At 70.1% G+C, this 17,941-nt stretch carries 14 protein-coding genes; 8 read left to right on the top strand and 6 right to left on the bottom strand.

Annotation, left to right across the window (positions count from 1 at the left end; genetic code table 11):
- The first annotated feature begins 211 nt into the window (after window positions 1-211).
- Both GB880_RS03175 and GB880_RS03170 read left to right on the top strand, forming a co-directional pair.
- On the top strand, window positions 212-1,237 hold the full coding sequence (locus tag GB880_RS03175) for a diacylglycerol/lipid kinase family protein (protein WP_154494127.1): 1,026 nt from the start codon (window positions 212-214) through the stop codon (window positions 1,235-1,237).
- Window positions 1,234-2,055: a metallophosphoesterase family protein gene (locus GB880_RS03170; protein WP_154494126.1), complete on the top strand. Its 822-nt coding sequence runs from the start codon at window positions 1,234-1,236 to the stop codon at window positions 2,053-2,055. Before GB880_RS03175 ends, GB880_RS03170 begins: the two co-directional genes overlap by 4 nt.
- On the opposite strand, the gene GB880_RS03165 is transcribed toward GB880_RS03170, so the two are convergent.
- Window positions 2,022-2,822 carry a VOC family protein gene (locus tag GB880_RS03165; RefSeq protein ID WP_154494125.1) on the bottom strand — a complete coding sequence of 267 codons (801 nt, stop codon included), beginning with the start codon at window positions 2,820-2,822 and terminating at the stop codon, window positions 2,022-2,024. The two genes, GB880_RS03170 and GB880_RS03165, sit on opposite strands and share 34 nt — an antisense overlap.
- A gap of 225 nt (window positions 2,823-3,047) precedes the next feature.
- Between GB880_RS03165 and GB880_RS03160 the strand changes: the two genes are divergently transcribed.
- Complete coding sequence (locus GB880_RS03160) at window positions 3,048-4,196, top strand: THUMP domain-containing class I SAM-dependent RNA methyltransferase (protein WP_195840888.1); 1,149 nt, start codon at window positions 3,048-3,050, stop codon at window positions 4,194-4,196.
- A 28-nt stretch (window positions 4,197-4,224) separates the two neighbouring features.
- Here the strand turns inward: GB880_RS03160 and GB880_RS03155 are convergent, their stop codons facing one another.
- Entirely contained in the window at window positions 4,225-4,740 is a 516-nt protein-coding gene (locus GB880_RS03155) for a L,D-transpeptidase family protein (protein ID WP_154494124.1), read from the bottom strand.
- Window positions 4,741-4,754: 14 nt separating this feature from the next.
- Window positions 4,755-5,816: a GTP cyclohydrolase II gene (gene ribA / locus GB880_RS03150; RefSeq protein WP_263467280.1), complete on the bottom strand. Its 1,062-nt coding sequence runs from the start codon at window positions 5,814-5,816 to the stop codon at window positions 4,755-4,757.
- A 133-nt stretch (window positions 5,817-5,949) separates the two neighbouring features.
- Here ribA and GB880_RS03145 point away from each other — a divergent pair, with 133 nt between their 5' ends.
- From GB880_RS03145 to GB880_RS03125, 5 genes are all read left to right on the top strand, one after another.
- Window positions 5,950-6,636: a response regulator transcription factor gene (locus GB880_RS03145; protein ID WP_154494580.1), complete on the top strand. Its 687-nt coding sequence runs from the start codon at window positions 5,950-5,952 to the stop codon at window positions 6,634-6,636.
- Window positions 6,637-6,943: 307 nt separating this feature from the next.
- Window positions 6,944-7,729 carry an exodeoxyribonuclease III gene (locus GB880_RS03140; protein ID WP_154494579.1) on the top strand — a complete coding sequence of 262 codons (786 nt, stop codon included), beginning with the start codon at window positions 6,944-6,946 and terminating at the stop codon, window positions 7,727-7,729.
- Window positions 7,730-7,806: 77 nt separating this feature from the next.
- Window positions 7,807-8,718 (top strand): thioredoxin family protein, encoded by a 912-nt coding sequence (locus GB880_RS03135; protein ID WP_263467279.1) that lies wholly within the window; start codon window positions 7,807-7,809, stop codon window positions 8,716-8,718.
- A 1-nt stretch (window position 8,719) separates the two neighbouring features.
- Entirely contained in the window at window positions 8,720-9,358 is a 639-nt protein-coding gene (locus GB880_RS03130; protein ID WP_154494538.1) for an LON peptidase substrate-binding domain-containing protein, read from the top strand.
- 32 nt (window positions 9,359-9,390) lie between these two features.
- A complete protein-coding gene (locus tag GB880_RS03125) occupies window positions 9,391-9,546 on the top strand; it encodes a Trm112 family protein (RefSeq protein ID WP_154494540.1) in 156 nt (51 codons plus the stop codon).
- A 28-nt stretch (window positions 9,547-9,574) separates the two neighbouring features.
- On the opposite strand, the gene adh is transcribed toward GB880_RS03125, so the two are convergent.
- The 3 genes from adh to GB880_RS03110 form a co-directional block, all read right to left on the bottom strand.
- Window positions 9,575-11,101, bottom strand: a complete 1,527-nt coding sequence (gene adh / locus GB880_RS03120) for an aldehyde dehydrogenase (RefSeq protein WP_154494539.1) — start codon at window positions 11,099-11,101, stop codon at window positions 9,575-9,577.
- Window positions 11,102-11,205: 104 nt separating this feature from the next.
- The gene (locus GB880_RS03115; protein ID WP_442793955.1) at window positions 11,206-12,258 is read right to left on the bottom strand and encodes a GAF domain-containing protein; all 1,053 of its coding nucleotides are present in this window, start codon (window positions 12,256-12,258) and stop codon (window positions 11,206-11,208) included.
- 93 nt (window positions 12,259-12,351) lie between these two features.
- Window positions 12,352-17,883 carry an alpha-2-macroglobulin family protein gene (locus GB880_RS03110; RefSeq protein WP_263467278.1) on the bottom strand — a complete coding sequence of 1,844 codons (5,532 nt, stop codon included), beginning with the start codon at window positions 17,881-17,883 and terminating at the stop codon, window positions 12,352-12,354.
- Between the last annotated feature and the right edge of the window lie 58 nt (window positions 17,884-17,941).

Below are 17,941 nucleotides of genomic sequence, written 5' to 3'. Positions count from 1 at the left end.
GTCGACGCTTTGCGACCTGGGCGGGGACCACGACAGGTCCGCCCATGGCTTCCGGCATCGTTCTGGCAAAGCGACGCCGCAAAGGCAAGTAAAAAAATCAGGTATTAACTTTCCGACACGATGTGGCGGCTGTCACGGCAAAATCGTGTCGCGGCGGGAACCCGGTTGCATCGCGCGGGGTTCGGGGCCGTAGCCAATCGCAGGTGCCCGCATGTCCAGTCCGGTTCGCATCGATGACGACGCCGTGCCGCAGGTTCCCGGCCCGGACGCCGCCACAGGGCAGCCATTCGACCTGAGCCGGGCGCGGGTCTGCGTTCTTGTCAACATGGGCTCGGGACGGCAGGCCGGCGACCAGATCGCGGAACGGCTGGAACGGGTGCTGGCGCCACGCGTGGCCAGCCTGACGCTGCGGGACAGCGGCAGCGGTGCCGATCTGACGGGACTGGCGCGGCAGGCGATCGCGCAGGGCTGCGACCTGATCGTTTCGGTCGGCGGTGACGGCACGCAGGCTGCGGTGGCGGCCGCCGTGGCCGACAGCCCGGCGGCGATGGCGGTCATTCCCGGCGGCACCTTCAACTATTTCGCCCGCGACCTCGGCAGCGGCGAAACCCCCGACGAGGCGCTGCGCATGTTCGAGGCGCCGCGCCTGCGCCTGGTCGATGTCGGCGACATGAACGGCATGGTGTTTCTGAACAATGTCAGCTTCGGCGCCTATCCCGAGATCCTGAAGCATCGCGAGGATGTCTATCGGCGCTGGGGTCGCTCGCGCCTGGCGGCCTATTGGTCGGCGGTGGCGGCGCTGTGGAACCTGCGCCGGCCGCTGCGGCTGATCGTCACCGCAAACGGCCAGCAGCGCCAGTTCGTGAGCGCCCTGGTCTTTGTCGCCAAGAGTGCCTATCAGCTGGACAGTTTCGGGCTCGAGGGGGCCGACCGCGTGCGGGCCGGCGATCTGGCGCTGCTCATTGCGCGGGCGCGCCGGCCGGGGCCGCTGGTGCGGGCGGCCCTGCGCCTGGCGCTGGGCAAGTCGGCGCGCTATCAGGATTTCGACCTGATCACCGCCCCCGAAATCCGCATCGAAACCTTGCGTAGCCGGCAGTATGTCGCCCATGACGGGGAAAAGACATGGATGCAGTCGCCGTTCGATTGCCGCGTGCGGCGGCGGGCCTTGCGTGTTCTGGTGCCGGCGCCAGAACCGGCCGCGGCGGCGGGCATGGATAACGGGCCCGGCACAGCATGACCCGAATCCTGCATCTGTCCGATCTGCATTTCGGGTATGAGCGCGCGGCGCTGGAGGCCGCGCTGCTGGACCGGGTCAACGCTGCGGGCGCCGATCTGGTGGTCGTCACCGGCGATCTGACCCATCGCGGCCGTTCGGCGCAATTCATCCAGGCCGCCGCTTTCCTGCGCCGGATCGAGGCCCCCTTGATCGCGGTGCCGGGCAATCACGACATTCCGCTGTTCAAGCTGATGGACCGGATGCTGACCCCCTATGTGCGATGGAAGCGGCACATCGCCCCGGAACTGGAGCCCACCGGGCATGTCGGCACCGTGCGCGTGCAGGGGGTCAACAGTGTCGATCCCCTTGCCTGGCAGCGCGGCATCATCACCCGGGAACAGGTGGCCCGCGTCGTTGCCGGGCTCGAGGCGGGGTGCATCAATATCGTGGCCCTGCACCATCCGATGCAGCAGGGCCCGCAGGTGGACAAGGCGCTGATGCAGGGGGCGACGACCGCGCTGGGCCGATTCGAGGCCGAGGGCGTGCATCTGGTGCTGTCCGGACATCTGCATCGCTGGTCGCTTGGCGCCTTTCTGGGTCCGCAGGGACGGCCCTTGCTGCAATTGCAGGCCGGGACCGCGCTGTGCGCCCGCCCCGGCGACCTGCAGAACGAATTCTGCGTGCTGGACTGCGATGGCTCCGACCTGCGGGTGATCCGTCACGTCGCGCCGATGGACGAGCCGGGTTTTCGTCCGCCGCAGGAACTGCGCTTTTCGCGGCGGAACGGGCTGTGGCAGCCCGCCGGTCAGGCGGCGGGCTTGGCCTCGACCCGCAGCTGACTGCCCCAGGGATCGATCAGCGGCCCGGTGCCCAGCCGGTGCAAAGGTTCCGGGTCGGCGGCCAGCACCACCTCGGCCAGGCCGGCGGCATCGGCGCTGCGCGGTCCGGCACCGCGGCTGTGCCAGACATTGGTGGCCAGATGGTGATGATAGCCGCCGCTGGCAAAGAAGCTGGCGCCGGGCACATGGGCCATGCGCTTCATGCCCAACCCGTCGGTATAAAACGCCTCGGCCCGGGCCAGATCGCCCACCTGCAGGTGCACATGGCCGATGACGGTGCCGTCGGGGGCGCCGGTCCAGCGGCCGTCGGCGGCGGCGGCCAGATCGGCCAGATCCAGCCGACGTGTATCCATCACCACCTGATCGCCCCGGCGTGGCCAGGCGTCGCGGGGACGGTCCACATAGACCTCGATCCCGTTGCCCTCGGGGTCGCGCAGATACAAGGCTTCGCTGACCAGATGGTCCGAGGCCCCGGTCAGCGGCTGGCGGGCATCGGCCACGTGGCGCAGCCAGCGGCCCAGCGCGGCGCGGTCGGGCAGCAGGAAGGCGGTATGGAACAGCCCGGCTTCCTCCGGGCGCGGGCGAGCGGCCCGATCCTGACGCAGTTCGACCAGCGCCTGCTGGCCCTGGCCCAGCGTCAGGCTTTCGCCATCACCGGAAATCCGGTTCAGTCCGATCACGGATTGGTAGAAATCGCCGATCCGGTTCAGATCGTTGACGATCAGCGCCACGCGGCCGATCTGAAGGGGGGCGTCACTGCTGGCCATGGTCCTGGGCTCCTGTCTGGGATGCGCTCAAGATAGCGCGGCGACGTTTGCGCCGAAATGGCGCCAGTCGTGGAATTTTATCTCCGTATCGGCGACAATGACGGTGGATTGCCTTTGCCTGCGGCGGCAGGCATCATGCATCGCCCCGATCACGGACCTGTCATGACCGCCAAGACCCCTTCCCGGCCGCAACCCCGGCCGCAGCGCCGCATGGCAACGCCAGCGATGCTGCCGCGCGATGCCGCCCCCGATCCGGCGCCACTGGCCGCCGACCCCGCGCGGATGGAGATTTTCCTGGTCGCCACCCCGGGCCTCGAAGAGCCCCTGGCGCAAGAGGCGCGCGCCCTGGGCCTTGACGCCCAGGTCATCCCCGGCGGGGTCGGTTTCATCGGCGGCTGGCCCGAGGTCTGGCGCGCCAATCTGGCCCTGCGCGGCGCGACGCGGGTGCTGGCACGCATCGGCGCCTTTCGGGCGCTGCATCCGGCACAGCTGGACAAGCGGGCGCGGCGTTTCCCTTGGGCCGACTGGTTGCGCCCGGATGTGCCGGTGCGGGTCGAGGCGACCAGCCGCAAGTCGCGCATCTATCACGCCGGCGCCATCGCCCAGCGCATCGAGGCGGCGCTGCGCGACAGTCTGGGGGTGGAGCTGGCCGATGATGCGCCCCTGACCCTGAAGGTGCGGATCGAGGACGACCTGTGCACGCTCAGCCTGGATACATCGGGGGAATCGCTGCACAAGCGCGGCCACAAGCAGGCGGTGGGCAAGGCGCCGCTGCGCGAGACCATGGCGGCGATGTTCCTGCGCCAATGCGGTTTTGACGGAACCCAGCCGGTGCTGGACCCGATGTGCGGATCGGGCACCTTTCCGATCGAGGCCGCGGAAATCGCCGCCGGGCTGTTGCCCGGCCGCCAGCGCGGCTTTGCCTTCGAGCTGCTGCCCGGCTTTGACGCGCAGGCCTGGGCGGCCATGCGCGCCCAGCCGGTGGCGCGGGTGCCGGGGGTGCGGTTTTTCGGCAGCGACCGCGACGCCGGCGCCATCCGCATGAGCGAACAGAACGCCCAGCGGGCCGGCGTGGACGCCTGGGTGCAGTTCCGTCAGGCCGCCATCGCCGATCTGGAACGCCCCGAGGGGCCGCCGGGGCTGGTGATGATCAACCCGCCCTATGGCGCCCGCATCGGCAACAAGGGGCCGCTGTTCGGGCTGCATGCCGCGCTGGGCGAGGTTCTGCGCCAGCGGTTCCAGGGCTGGCGCGTCGGCATGGTCACCAGCGAGGCGCAGCTGGCACGCGCCACCGGCCTGCCCTTTGCCGAGCCCGGCCCCTATGTCGCCCATGGCGGGCTGAAGGTGCGGCTGTGGCAAAGCCGGGTGCTGTGACGCGGGGGCCGGACCGCCGCCCCCGATCTCAGTCCTTTCCGTGGCGGGCGGCGGGCCGGCGCGCGGGCCAGCGCGGCAGGGCGGGGACCAGCAGCGGCTCGTTCGGACGGATGACACCGGCCAGCCAGAACAGATCGGCCCGCGCCATGGCGATACAGCCCGCGGTCGGAAAGCCCGGCCGCCGCCATTGGTGCAGAAAGATCGCCGATCCCGCCCCCGGCCGGGCATCGGGCCAGTTCCAGTCGGTGACCAGCACGATGTCGTAAAGCGGATCGGGGCGACGCAGCGCCTCGTGACTGGCTGCCAGCGGCGCGCGCGCCAGCCGGTTGTATGCGGCATGATCGCTGTCGTCGCACCACAGGTCGCCCGGCAGGATCGGCCGCGCCCAGGGTGCGGGCCGCGCCACCCGGTCCGGTCGATAAAGCAGCCCGATGATGCGGTGCCGGCCCAGGGGCGTCGCGCCGTCGCCTTCGCGCTTGTCGGCGCGCAGCCCGCCGCGCCCGACCGAACAGGGCAGCACCCGCCCGCGTGCCCACAGCCCCATCGGCGTCAGCCGGATCACAGCAGATGCCCCGATTTCTGGGCCTTGATGTCCAGATAGCCGGTATTGTGACGGTTGCGCGGGGTGATCAGCGGCACCCGTTCCGCCACCTCGATGCCCTGACCCTGCAACATTGCCACCTTGCGCGGATTGTTGGTCATCAGCCGAACAGAGGCAAAGCCCATCCGTTTCAGGATGCCGGCGCCGATGCGGAAATCGCGTTCGTCGTCCTGAAAGCCCAGGCGATGATTGGCCTCGACCGTGTCGAAGCCCTGGTTCTGCAGCGCATAGGCGCGCATCTTGTTGGCCAGGCCGATGCCGCGGCCTTCCTGGTTCAGATACAGCAGCACCCCGCTGCCGTTCGCCCCCATCGCCGCCAGCGCCGCCTGCAACTGCGGGCCGCAATCGCATTTCAGGCTGCCCAGCACATCGCCGGTGAAACAGGCCGAATGCAGCCGCGCCAGCACCGGCGCCTGACGCGAGGGCGCGCCGATCTCGACCGCGTAATGTTCGGCCTCGCCAGTGTCGGGGCGAAAGATGTGCAGCCGCGCATCCTCGGCCGCCATCAGCGGCAACCGCGCCGCCGCCACCGGCGCCATCGCCGCCTCGGCCGCCATCTGCGCCAGCGCCGGGCCGGGCGCCAGCCGGGTCAGTTCGGCGGGGGGCTGCGCGACCGCCACCATCAGCACCGCCGGCAGCAATTGGGCAGATTTCGCCAGCGCGATCGCGGCGCGATGCGGGGCGACATCGCCGCCGCGCGGGCTGCGGAACGGCCCCTTCAGCGGCGTCATCAGATCGCCGGCCGGATCGGCCACCGCGCGCAACCAGGTCACATCCGCATCCGTCGGCATTTCGATGCGTGCCAGATCGCCGTCATAGACCCGCGCCTTCAGCGTTTCCGCCCGCGGCTGGGTGATGGCCAGGACCGCCGGCCCCAGCGCCCGCATCGCCGCCAGTCGCTCGGGGCGCAGGGTTTCGACCGCCGCCACCAGCTGGTCGGCGATGACCACCGGCAGCCCCATGCGCAGGTCGGCGCGGGCCCGCGACAGGGTCTCGATCAGGGTGGGGATCAGGCTCATGGCACCCGCCGGATTGAAACAAACTGAAACATAGCGCGGTTTTCCGACAACTCCATGTGAGAACTGTTGCAATCGGCTTTACGCCCCCGTCAGCCACCATCACCTTTCCGCCATAAAGCCAAAGGAGGCAAGAATGGCCGGACTGAAAAAGATTCTGCTGGTGGATGACGAGGAAGACCTGCGCGAGGCCCTGGCCGAGCAATTGACCGCCACCGAGGATTTCGAGGTCCACGAGGCCGGGTCGGGGCACGAGGCGGTCGAGCGCACCAAATCCGCCATCTTCGATCTGGTGGTGCTGGATGTGGGCCTGCCCGATACCGACGGGCGCGAATTGTGCAAGCGGCTGCGCAAGCAGGGCGTGAAATGCCCGGTGGTGATGTTGACCGGGCACGACACCGACGCCGACACCATCCTGGGGCTGGACGCGGGCGCCAACGACTACATCACCAAGCCGTTCAAGTTCCCGGTGCTGCTGGCGCGGCTGCGTGCGCAGTTGCGCACGCATGAACAGTCCGAGGACGCGATCTTCCAGCTGGGCCCCTATACGTTCAAGCCGGCGATGAAGATGCTGATCGACGCCAAGGACCGCAAGATCCGCCTGACCGAAAAGGAAACCAACATCCTCAAGTTCCTGTATCGGGCGCAGGACGGGGTGGTGCCGCGCGATGTGCTGCTGCACGAGGTCTGGGGCTATAACGCCGGCGTCACCACCCACACGCTGGAAACCCACATCTATCGCCTGCGCCAGAAGATCGAACCCGATCCCTCTAACGCGCGGCTGCTGGTGACGGAATCGGGCGGCTATCGGCTGGTGGCGTGACGGCACCGGAACGACCGTTGATAAAGGTTAACGGCGGGAACCTGCGCCCGGGCTGCGGGTTCTGATTGCGAAGCCCAGTGGTCGGTGGATGCGGCCACGTTCCCTCTGGCCCACGTTCCCTCTGGCCCACGTTCCCTCTGGCCCATGTGGGCCTCCGACGTGCAGTCCCTGTGCCCCGGCCGCTGGCCGGGGTCTTTTTTCTGGATGCCACGCGGCGCCGGGTTGCCAGTCCTGGGACAACCGGTCCCGGCGGTGGACAAGCGGCCGCGCCCGGCTTAGGGTCCGGCGGCGACAGAAAGGGGCCTTCATGTTCACCATCGCCACCTGGAACATCAATTCGGTCCGCCTGCGCGAGGCGCTGGTGACGCGGTTTCTGACCGAAGAGGCGCCCGACATCCTGTGCCTGCAGGAAATCAAGAGCCCGGTGGACAAGCTGCCGCTGGCAAGCTTTCAGGCGCTGGGCTATCGCCACATTGTCGCGCGCGGCCAAAAGGGGTATAACGGCGTCGCCATCCTGTCGCGGCTGCCGATCACCGACGCCGGCGACCGCGACTATGCCGGGCTGGGCCATGCCCGCCACGTGGCGGCGCGTCTGGAAAACGGCGTCACCATCCACAATTTCTATGTCCCGGCCGGCGGCGACATTCCCGACCGCGAACAGAACGAGAAATTCGGCCAGAAGCTGGATTTCCTGACCGAGATGCGCGACGCCTTTCACGCCGACCGTCCGTCGCGCGCGATCCTGGTGGGCGACCTGAACATCGCCCCGCGCGAGGATGACGTCTGGAACCACAAGGCGCTGCTCAAGATCGTCAGCCACACCCCCATCGAGGTCGAGCATCTGGGCGCGGCCCAGGACGCCGGCGGCTGGGTCGATATCACCCGCCAGGATATTCCCCAGGGCCGGCTTTACAGCTGGTGGAGCTATCGTGCCCGCGACTGGGACGCCGCAGACAAGGGCCGGCGGCTGGACCATATCTGGGCCACCCCCGACATTGCCGGTGCCGGCCACGCCAGCCGCGTGCTGCGCCCGGTGCGCGGCTGGGACCAGCCCAGCGACCATGTGCCGGTGCTGGCCAGCTTCGACCTCTAGGTCGCGGGCGGGCGGCCTTGCATCGCGGGCGGGGCTGCTCCATCTAAGAAGGCGACCGTTTCGCAAAAGGAATAGCGATGCTCGAGCTTGGCTCTGCCCCCGAAAAGACCGCCGCTGCCGACATCATCAAGGATGTGACCGAGGCGAGTTTCATGGCCGATGTCATCGACGCCTCGATGTCGGTGCCGGTGATCGTCGATTTCTGGGCCCCCTGGTGCGGGCCGTGCAAGACCCTGGGCCCGCAGCTCGAGGCCGAGGTCGCCCGCCACAAGGGGCGGGTGCGCATGGCCAAGATCAACGTGGACCAGAACCAGATGATCGCCGCGCAGTTGCGCGTGCAGTCGATTCCGACCGTCTATGCCTTTTTCCAGGGCCAGCCGGTCGATGCCTTCCAGGGCGCGGTGCCGCAAAGCCAGGTCAGGCAGTTCGTCGAAAAACTGGCGGCGCTGGGCGGCGATGACGGCGGGCTGGCCGCCGCGCTGGAAGCCGCCGAGGCCATGGTCGAGGAAGGCGCCTTCGAGGATGCCGCCGAAACCTTTGCCGCCATCCTGGCAGAGGAACCCCAGAACGCCGCGGCCTGGGGCGGGCTGATCGGCGCCCGGCTGGGTGCCGGCGATCTGGCCGCGGCCGAGGCCGAACTTGCCCGCGTACCCGCCGCCATCGCCGGCGCCGCCCCGATCGAGGCCGTGCGCGCGCGGCTGCAACTGGCGCGCCAGGCCAGCAATGCCGGGCCGCTCGACGAATTGCGCCAGCGGGTCGAGGCCGCGCCGGGCGATGCCCAGGCCCGGTTCGACTATGCCACCGCGCTGCATGCGGCGGGGCAGGTAGAGCAGGCGATCGATGAGCTGCTGGAAAGTTTCCGCCGCGACCGCGACTGGAACGACGGCGCCGCCAAGGCGCAGCTGCTGACCATCTTCGATTCGCTCAAGCCCAATGATCCCCTTGTGCAGAAGGGGCGGCGCAAGCTGTCCTCGCTGATCTTTTCGTGACATGCTGCGCGGGATCGACCTGCCGGACAGCCTGGCGTTGTTCCCGCTGAGCGGGGCGGTGCTGCTGCCGCGCACGCGGCTGCCCTTGCAGATCTTCGAGCCGCGCTATCTGCAGATGGTCGAGGATGTGCTCAAGACCCCTTCGCGGCTGATCGGCATGATCCAGCCCGCCGAAGGCGGGCTCGAGGCGCTGGCCGCTGTCGGTTGCGCCGGGCGCATCAGCGCGTTTTCGGAACTGGACGACGGCCGGCTGATGATTTCCTTGCGGGCGATTTCGCGCTTTCGGCTGGAACAGGTGCGGCCGGGCTTTACCCCCTATCTGCGGGGTCAGGTCAGCTGGGCGGGCTATGACCGCGATCTGGCTGCAAGCGCCGAAGAGGACGCGGGTTTCGATCGCGCGGCTTTCGTCGCACGGCTGCAACGCTATCTCGAGCGGCGGGGTCTGGCCACCGATGCCGAGGCAGCGGCCAGCGCCCCTGCCGAGACGCTGATCAATTCCTTGTCCATGCTGCTGCCGCTGGCGCCCGAGGAAAAGCAGGCGCTGCTGGAGGCCCCGACGCTGACGGAACGCCGCGCGCTGCTCGAGGGGCTGCTGGAATACGCGCTGCATGGCGGCGACCACGAGGAGACGCTTCAGTGATCCAGGACAACGAACCCGGCTTCGACCGCCACATGCTCGAGGCGCTGGTCTGCCCGCTGACCCATACCACGCTGCGCTATGATGCCGCCGCCCAGGAACTGGTGTCCGAGGCGGCGGGGCTTGCCTTTCCGATCCGGTCGGGCATCCCGATCATGCTGGTCAGTGAGGCGCGCCGGATCCGGGACTGATCGCTCGGCCCCGGCCCGGCGCCCCGGGTCAGAAGAAGCCCAGCTTCCGGGGCGAATAGCTGACCAGCATGTTCTTGGTCTGCTGATAGTGGTCCAGCATCATCTTGTGGGTTTCGCGGCCGATGCCCGACTGCTTGTAGCCGCCGAAGGCCGCGTGGGCCGGATAGGCGTGATAGCAGTTGGTCCAGACCCGGCCCGCCTTGATGCCGCGACCCATGCGATAACAGGTATTGGCATCGCGCGACCACACCCCGGCGCCCAGACCATAAAGGGTGTCATTGGCGATTTCCAAAGCCTCGTCCTCGGTCTTGAAAGTGGTGACCGATACCACGGGGCCAAAGATTTCCTCCTGAAAGATGCGCATCTTGTTGTGACCGCGGAAGATGGTCGGCTGGATGTAGTAACCGCCCGACAGCTCGCCGCCCAAGTCTGCGGCCTGGCCGCCGGTCAGCAGCTCGGCCCCTTCTTTCAGGCCGATGTCAAGGTAGGACAGGATCTTGTCGCGTTGCTCGGCCGAGGCCTGGGCGCCGATCATCGTGTCGCGTTCGCGCGGATCGCCCTGGCGGATGGCGCGGGTGCGCTGGATGGCGCGTTCCATGAACTGGTCGTAGATCGATTCCTGCACCAGAACCCGCGACGGGCAGGTGCAGACCTCGCCCTGGTTCAGCGCGAACATGGTAAAGCCTTCCAGCGCCTTGTCGAGGAAATCGTCGTCCTCGCGCGCCACATCGGCAAAGAAGATGTTCGGCGACTTGCCGCCCAGTTCCAGCGTGACCGGAATCAGGTTTTCCGAGGCATATTGCATGATCAGACGGCCGGTGCTGGTTTCGCCGGTAAAGGCGATCTTGGCGATGCGCTTGCTGGAGGCCAGCGGCTTGCCCGCCTCGAGCCCGAAGCCGTTGACGATGTTGACCACGCCTGGCGGCAAGAGATCGGCAACCAGGTTCATCCACACCATCACCGAGGCCGGCGTCTGTTCGGCGGGCTTCAGCACCACGCAATTGCCGGCCGCCAGCGCCGGCGCCAGCTTCCAGCAGGCCATCAGCAGCGGAAAGTTCCAGGGAATGATCTGGCCCACCACCCCCAGGGGTTCGTGAAAGTGATAGGCGACGGTGTCGTTGTCGATCTGGCTGATGCTGCCTTCCTGGGCGCGCAGAACCCCGGCGAAATAGCGGAAATGGTCGATGGCCAGCGGCAGGTCGGCGGCCATGGTTTCGCGGATCGGCTTGCCGTTGTCCCAGGTTTCGGCGGTGGCCAGCAGTTCCAGGTTCTGTTCCATCCGGTCGGCGATGCGCAGCAGGATATTGGCGCGTTCGGCCGGCGCGGTGGCGCCCCACTTGTCCCGCGCGGCATGGGCGGCATCCAGCGCCAGGTCGATGTCCTCGGCCGACGAGCGGGCGATCTGGCCGATTTCGGCACCGGTGATGGGTGTGGTGTTGGTGAAATAGCGCCCTGCTGTCGGGGCCACCCACGCGCCGCCGATGAAATTGTCATAGCGCTGCTCGAAGGGCAGCGAGTTCACCCCGCGAAAGGGGTGGGTCTGATCGTTCGGCATGGTTCTCCTCCTGTCGTGCCGGCGCTGCGGCCGGCTGGGGACAGGCTGCCGCCGGCACGGGCGGCCGGTCAACGCGGCGGGCGTGCAAGCCCGGGCCAGGTGTTTCATCCCCGAGACAGTCGCCCCGGATTTTCCGCGATGCCCAGCCGCGCCATGCGCCGATACAGGGTCGCGCGTCCGATCCCCAGGGCGCGGGCCGCGGCCGAGACATTGCCCTGAGCGCGCGCCAGCGCCCGCATCACCGCGGCGCGTTCGGCACGTTCCAATCCCGTGGCCTCGTCGGGACGTCCCAGCAGGTCGGAAGCCGGGCGCGGCCGCAGGCGACCTTCGCGTTTCAGGCCAAAGGCGCGGCGGGCGGCGCGGTTGGCGCCGATGGTCAGGTCATTGCCATCCACCGCCAGCAACAGCGCCGGCGCTTCGGGGGTTTCGGGCTGGGCGGCGATGATGCGCGCGCCGGGAAAAGAGGCGCGAAAGAACGCGGCCTCGATCAGCCGGGCGCTGTGGGCCACCTGCGCCGCGATCAGCGCGTTCCAGGCCTGGGTGTGGTCCGCCCGGGCCGAACTGACGTCCAGCGCCGCCATCAGCCTGCCGTCCGGTCCCCAGATCGGTGCATCCATGCAGGACAGCCCGATGTTGGCGGCATAGAAATGTTCGTCGCGGTGAATGGTGACCTGCCGCCCCTCGGCAAGGCAGGTGCCGATGCCGTTGGTGCCCTGGGCTGCCTCGGACCAGTCGGCGCCCGGCCACAACCCCCATCCGCGAAAGGTGGCATCATCGGCGGCGCTGACGCGGTGGTCCAGCACGATGCCCTCGGCGTCGGTCAGCATCACGTTGCAGCCTGCGGCGCCCAGCAACTGGAACAGCTGGTCGAACTGCGGCCCGGCGATGGCGATGAGCCGCCCCAGCCGTTCCTGGCGTAGCCGCAGATCGCCGGCCGGCACCTGCCGGCGCGGCGGTGGCGCGGCCGGATCCAGCCCGTGGCGGATCATCGAGCGCCGCCAGCTGGCCGCCAACCGGCTGAGATCGCCGGGCGAGGCGGCGGCCTGGGCCACGCGATCCTCGTGCCGGGGCGGCTGCCCGCGCGCGTCCAGACTGCCCGTCCGGCCGTGGCCGGGCGGAACGCGGGCATCGGGGCGACAGGCGGATCGGTCGGACAAGGCTTCCTCCGCGGCGGCCGGGCTGGGGCCACTATGGGCCCAGGCATGCCCTTGCGGCAAGCAATGCTTTCGTGATCGGCCCGGGCAGCCGCGCTAGCGCGTCACCGCGACACTGCCGCCGTCGGTCCAAGCGCGGTATTCCGGCCGATACATGTCCTCGACGCTGGCGGCGGGGTGGCGATAGCGACCCGGCGTCACCGCGCGGGCGATATAGGCCAGGCGGAACGGCTCGGCCGAGGTCCAGTTCAGCGCCGCGGCAAAGCGGTCGGCGCGGAATTCGACCATCTCGGCCTCGGTCTGGCCCTCGAGCCAGTCCAGCGCCGCGACGTCGCCGGCGCGCAGCAGATTGGGATTGTCGATTTCCCAGCCCGCCGGCAACGGGTCGGTGACGATCAGCCGGCCGCCTCCTTCGGCCTGGGGGATGACATCGATCACCACCACCAGACGTTGGCCCTGTGGCAGGCTGGCGGGATCCAGCGCCTCGCCCTGCAGATTGTAATGGCTGCGGCGGATGGTGTAGCCGCGGCCGCCGGCGTCGGGGCTGGCGGCGGGCTTGCCGGTCGCGGTCAGCGTCACCTCAAGCGCGCGGTCGCCGGTATTGGCCAGGCTGGCATCGGCGGGCAGGGTCGCGATGGCACGGGTCATCGCCACCCCGTTCAGCAGCGCCGGCGGGGTCGAGCCATGCAGGGCTTGCGCCGCCATCACCGTCCAGACCGCTTCCTGCGTGGACAGGCTTTCGCCGGCCTCGCCGCGGCGGGCGATGGCCTGGGCCAGCTGACTGGACAGTTCGGTGGCCTCGACCGCCTTGCTGCCTGCTTCGGTCGCCAGCGCCAGCACGGCGGCGGCATCGCGCAGCATGGTGCCGTAATCGGCGCGAAAGCCCTGGGGTTCGGGCGCGTCCAGATCGATCAGCCGCCGCGCCTGGGTGAACATGCGGTCGGCGCGCTGCTGATCGCCATAGGCGGCCAGCGCCGCGCCCAGGTTGGCCGCCGCCATCGGCGTCGAGAAAGCCGCCGCCGCGGTGTCGGCGTAATAGCGCAGGTCGCCCGCCGTGGCCGCGCGTTCCCGCGCCAGCACCGCCAGCGCATATGCCAGGGCGGCGTTTTCCGCGGCCGCGGCGGCGGTCGGTTCGGTGGCGTAGTTCACGCGGTTGCGCAGATTGTCCAGCGCCTGGCGAAAGGCGGTGTCGGGCACCATCTGGCCGGCGCTGCGCGCCCGCGACAGGAAATCGGTGACATAGGCCTCGAGCCACAGATCGCCCTGATCCGCTGCCCACAGGCCAAAGCCGCCGCTGCTGCCCTGCCGGGTCAGGATGCGGGCGATCGCTTGCGGCACCGCCTGGCCGCTGTCCTCGGTCAGGCCCTGGCTTTCGGCCAGCGCCGGCAAATACAGCAGCGGCAGCGCGCCCGAGGCCAGTTGCTCGGTGCAGCCATAAGGATAGCGCGCCAGCCGCATCAGCGCCCCGGCCACGTCCAGCCGGGCAAAGCCACCGATGGCGGCGCCAAGCTGGGCGCCGGGCAACAGCTCGGCGGTCAGCGCCGGCGGCACGGTGATGCTTTCGCCGGGCTGGATCAGCAGCCGGTCCTGGCGCTGGATGTCGGCTTCGTTCAGCGCCACGGGGATGGCGATGTCCTTGGTCAGGGCGCTGCCGTCGGGCGTGGTCAGGGTCAGGCGCAGGCGGCCCAGCCCCTGATCCGCGCCGGCGGCCAGCGGCAGGCTCAGCTGCGCCTCGGCGCCCTGGGCCAGGTCGATCTCGGCCTGGGGCAGGCTGGCCTCCAGCGCGGCATCGCCGCCGTCCTGGGAAATGGCCAGCTGCATCCGGCCGGCGGGGCCGGCGGCATGGGTCAGCCGCAGCCCCAGTTCGGCCTGATCGCCCGGGGCCAGAAAGGCCGGCGCCGTCACCGTCATCACCACCGGATCGCGCATCAGGACGCTGGCATCGGCCTGTCCCACCGCCTGTTGCGACCAGACCACCGCCATCAGCCGCAATTCGCCGTTGAAATCGCCCACCGGCACCTCGACTCGGGCCTGGCCTTGGGCGTCGAGCGTGAGCGGGCCGGAAAACCAGCTCATCAATTCCTCGGTCGGGGGCGGGGCCTCGGCGCTGGCGGCCATGGCGTCGCCGCCCTCGCGCAGCGCCCCGTCGGGGGCGCCGCTGGGCAGGATCAGCCGGCCGTAAAGGTCGCGCAGCCCGACCCCCAACCGGCGCTGGCCGAAATAGTGCCGGGCTGGATCGGGCGGCTGAAAGCCGGTCAGGTTCAGGATGCCCTGATCGACGGCGGCGATGGTGGCATGGACGCTGTCGCCCGGCGCGGCGCCGCTGACCTGCAGGGTGACGGGAACGGTGCCGCGCGGGCGCGCCTCGGCCGGGGCATCAAGGCTGGCCGTCAGCTGGCGCGCCCCCGGATCGACGCCGGCATGGGCCAGACCCAGCGCCCGCGCCGGGCTGCGGTCGCCCGGCTGAAGCCCCTGCAGCGGCCGGATGGCCGAGACGGTGACATAGACGCCCGCGCCCCAGTCGTCGGTCACCGGCAGTTCCAGGCTGTTGTCGCCCGCCCGCAGCGCCACCGTCTGCAAGGCCACCACCCGGTTCGACAGCACCGAGACCAGCCCCAGCCCGTCGCTGGCGGCCTGAACCTGTAGCCGCGCGGTGTCGCCGCTGCGATAGGCGGGCTTGTCCAGCAGCACCCGCAGCCGGTCGGGGGTTTCGGTGCCGGCGCTGGCCAGCGCGCCCCAGCCGGCATTGAAGGTGATCGCGGCCGCATCGCCCTGGCCCGAGGCCGGCTCGACCACCAGTTCATACTGGCCCCAGGTGACGGGGGCGGCGATTTCTGCCGGCGTGTCGCCGGGCTGGGCCTCGCCTTCGGCGATGCGGCTGCGGCTGGTGATCGCTTCCCAGTTCCACTGGCCGCCCAGGGAATACCACTGGTATTCGGTGTCGATCCGGTTCAGCACCCAGCGCAGCGGCGCCGGGGCGGGCTTCAGATCCGGCCCGACGGCAATCAGCGCAAAGCGCGCCTCGGCGTTTTCGGGGACGGTATCGCCCTCGAACAGGGGGCGGATACCGGGGATGGGCAGTTCGGGCATCACCACGCGGGTGACGCTGCGCTCGACCGGCCGGCCGGCGCCTTCGCGGACATCCAGCACCACCCGGGCCTCGACCGGGCGCGGCCCAAGCTCGCCTGCCGGGGGCAGGTCAAGGCGGGTCTGGAACCGGCCCTGGGCATCGGTCGTGCCCGCGGGCAGGCTGGTCACCACCGGGGTGCTGTCGTCGTCGTGGCGGCCGAAGCGATAGCCGTCGAACCCCGGCAGGCTGTTCAGGGGCGCAAGTCGCAGCGTGCCTTCGACCGGCAGATTGGCGGCCGGGGCGCCGAACAGCCAGCGCGCCTCCAAGGACAGGGGCAGGCTGGCGCCGGCGCGGGCCGGGCCCTCGGGCAGGCGCGGGGTGAAGTCGATGCGTTCGGGGCGGAAATCCTCGACCAGCAGGCGGGTGCTGGCCAGGGCGGGGCCATCGGCCTGGCTGCGCAGCTCCAGCCGCCAGGTGCCGCGGGGCGCGGTGGCGGGGATGGTCCAGGCCAGGGTGGCGCCGCCGGCGCCGGCGGCGTCGGGCCGGATGCGCGCGGCCTCGACCCCGTCGGGGCGCAGCAGCACTGCCGTCAGCGGCAAGTCCTCCAGCGCCGCGGCGCGGGCGTCGCGGGCCAGCACGGTGGCGTTCACTGTTTCCCCCACGCGATAGGCGCCGCGATCGGTGGTCAGGAAGATGTCGATGGGCGGGCTGGGGGGCTGGCCCTCGACCCCGCGGTCAGAGAGGTCGAACTCGGGATCGGTCAGCGACAGGAAGGCCATGTCGCGGGCCTGGCGCTGGGCGCCGGTGCCCTGCCATTCGCTGACCGTGACCAGCGCCGGCGCCGCGCCGTCGCGCCCCAGGCTGAGCCCGGGGGCAAAGCGCGCGATGCCCTGATCGTCGGTCGCGGTCCTGGCCAGAACCTCGTTCGAGCGGCTGACCAGGGCCACCTCGGCCCCCGGCCGCGGGGCGGTGTCGCGCAGGCTGCGCACCACCACCGTCAGCCCGTCGGCGCCGCTGAAGGTCGAAATCCCCAGGTCGGAAATCACGAACCATTGCGCGGCCACGCCGGTCTCGGCCCGGTTTTCGCCGGCGACATTGGCCTGCAGGATGTAGATGCCGGGTTCGAGCGGGCCGGCCTCGGCCGGGATGGCAAGGCTGGTCGTCACCTCCTGGTTCGGTGTCGTCTGGCCCATGGGCCGCGCCACCTGGGCCTGGCCGCGCCAGATTTCGCGCGCCATGCTGTCGGTGAAGTAATCGACCTGCCAGCTGTCCAGCGGCGTGGCGAACATGCGTTCGCTGATGGCCCGGATCAGGTTGCGATCCGACAGCCGCAGCAGCCGCAGGTCGACCAGATCGGCATTGACCGTGACCATCGACAGCCGCTGGTCGCCGCCGGCGGGCAGCACATAGCCGCGCCCGGCAAAGCGCACCTCGGGGCTGCGGTCGCGCACATAGCCGCGCAGGGCCACGTCGCGCGCCAGCACCTCGCCATCGGCGGCCGGCAGGCCGGCGCGCAGGGTGATTTCGACCTGCTGGCCGTGGCTGAGCCCGGCGACGCACAGCCGCTGGTCGTCGGCCTCGACGGTCAGGTCGCCCGCCGGCAGCCGCAGGAAGGGGGCATAGTCGGTGCCCTTGGCCAAGGGTCGCGACAGGACGGCGCAGAACCGCGGGTTGGGGCTGTCGGATTCGACCTGGGTGTCGGTGACGCGCAGCCCGTTGCGGGCTTGCGACTGTTCCAGCGCGCTGGCGATTTCGGCATCCTTGGGCGCCAGTGCCGCCGCCAGACGCAGCGCCGCCAGCGCGTCGCGGCCGCGGTCCAGCCGCTCCAGCGCCATGGCCAGCCAGCCCAGCGCCCGCGCCGCCAGCGCGTCCTGATCGGGACCGGCGCGCAGATAGCCGTTCACCGCCATTGCCGCGATGGCGGCGCTGGCCGAATTGTCGGACTGGTCGCTGGTGTAAAGCGTCAGCCGCGCCAGGTCGGTCCAGTCGCCGGCGCGGTCGTGCTGCGCGACCAGCGCGCCGATGATCTGCGCCGCGCCCGCCAGATCGCCAGCCGCCTCGGCGGCGCGGGCCTGATCGACACCGGCCGCGCCGGGCAGGGGCGGGTGCTGCGCGGGCATCAGCCGCGCCTGCCGGGCGGCCGCGTCCAGATCGGCGGTCGACAGAAAGCTTGCGGCCTGGGCGCGGCGGGCGGCAGCCAGCGCGGCTTCCGGGTCGGCCGTCACCACCCGCCCCGACAGCGCCCCGGCGAATGTCACCGGCGCCCCGGCCTCCGCCCCCTTGGGAAAGCAGGCGCGCGACCGCTGGTTGTAGGTCAGCGCTTGGCAGTCGTCATTGGCCAGGCAGGCCTGCACGCAGGCTTGCAGCGTGGTGTCGAACAGCGGGCCCAGATCGCCCCCGGGCAGGTCGGTGTCGGCCTCTAGCGACAGCCGCCGTTCGGGCAGCGCCCCGGCCTGGGTGCCCGGCGTCTGACCCGCTGCCGGTGTGCCCAGCATTGCCACCGCCACAGATGCCGCCGCCACGGCCACTGCGATTCGCCTTGCCAACGGGTTCTGCATGTCCTGCCTCCGGTCTGCGCCCGCCCCAGTTGTGGCACCGCGGGGCGGGGCTGGCAAT

It is taken from the genome of Paracoccus sp. SMMA_5_TC (genome assembly GCF_009696685.2).
Taxonomy (GTDB): domain Bacteria; phylum Pseudomonadota; class Alphaproteobacteria; order Rhodobacterales; family Rhodobacteraceae; genus Paracoccus.
Note: the sequence above shows the minus strand (reverse complement) of the source record. Positions and strands in the feature narration are given on the sequence as shown.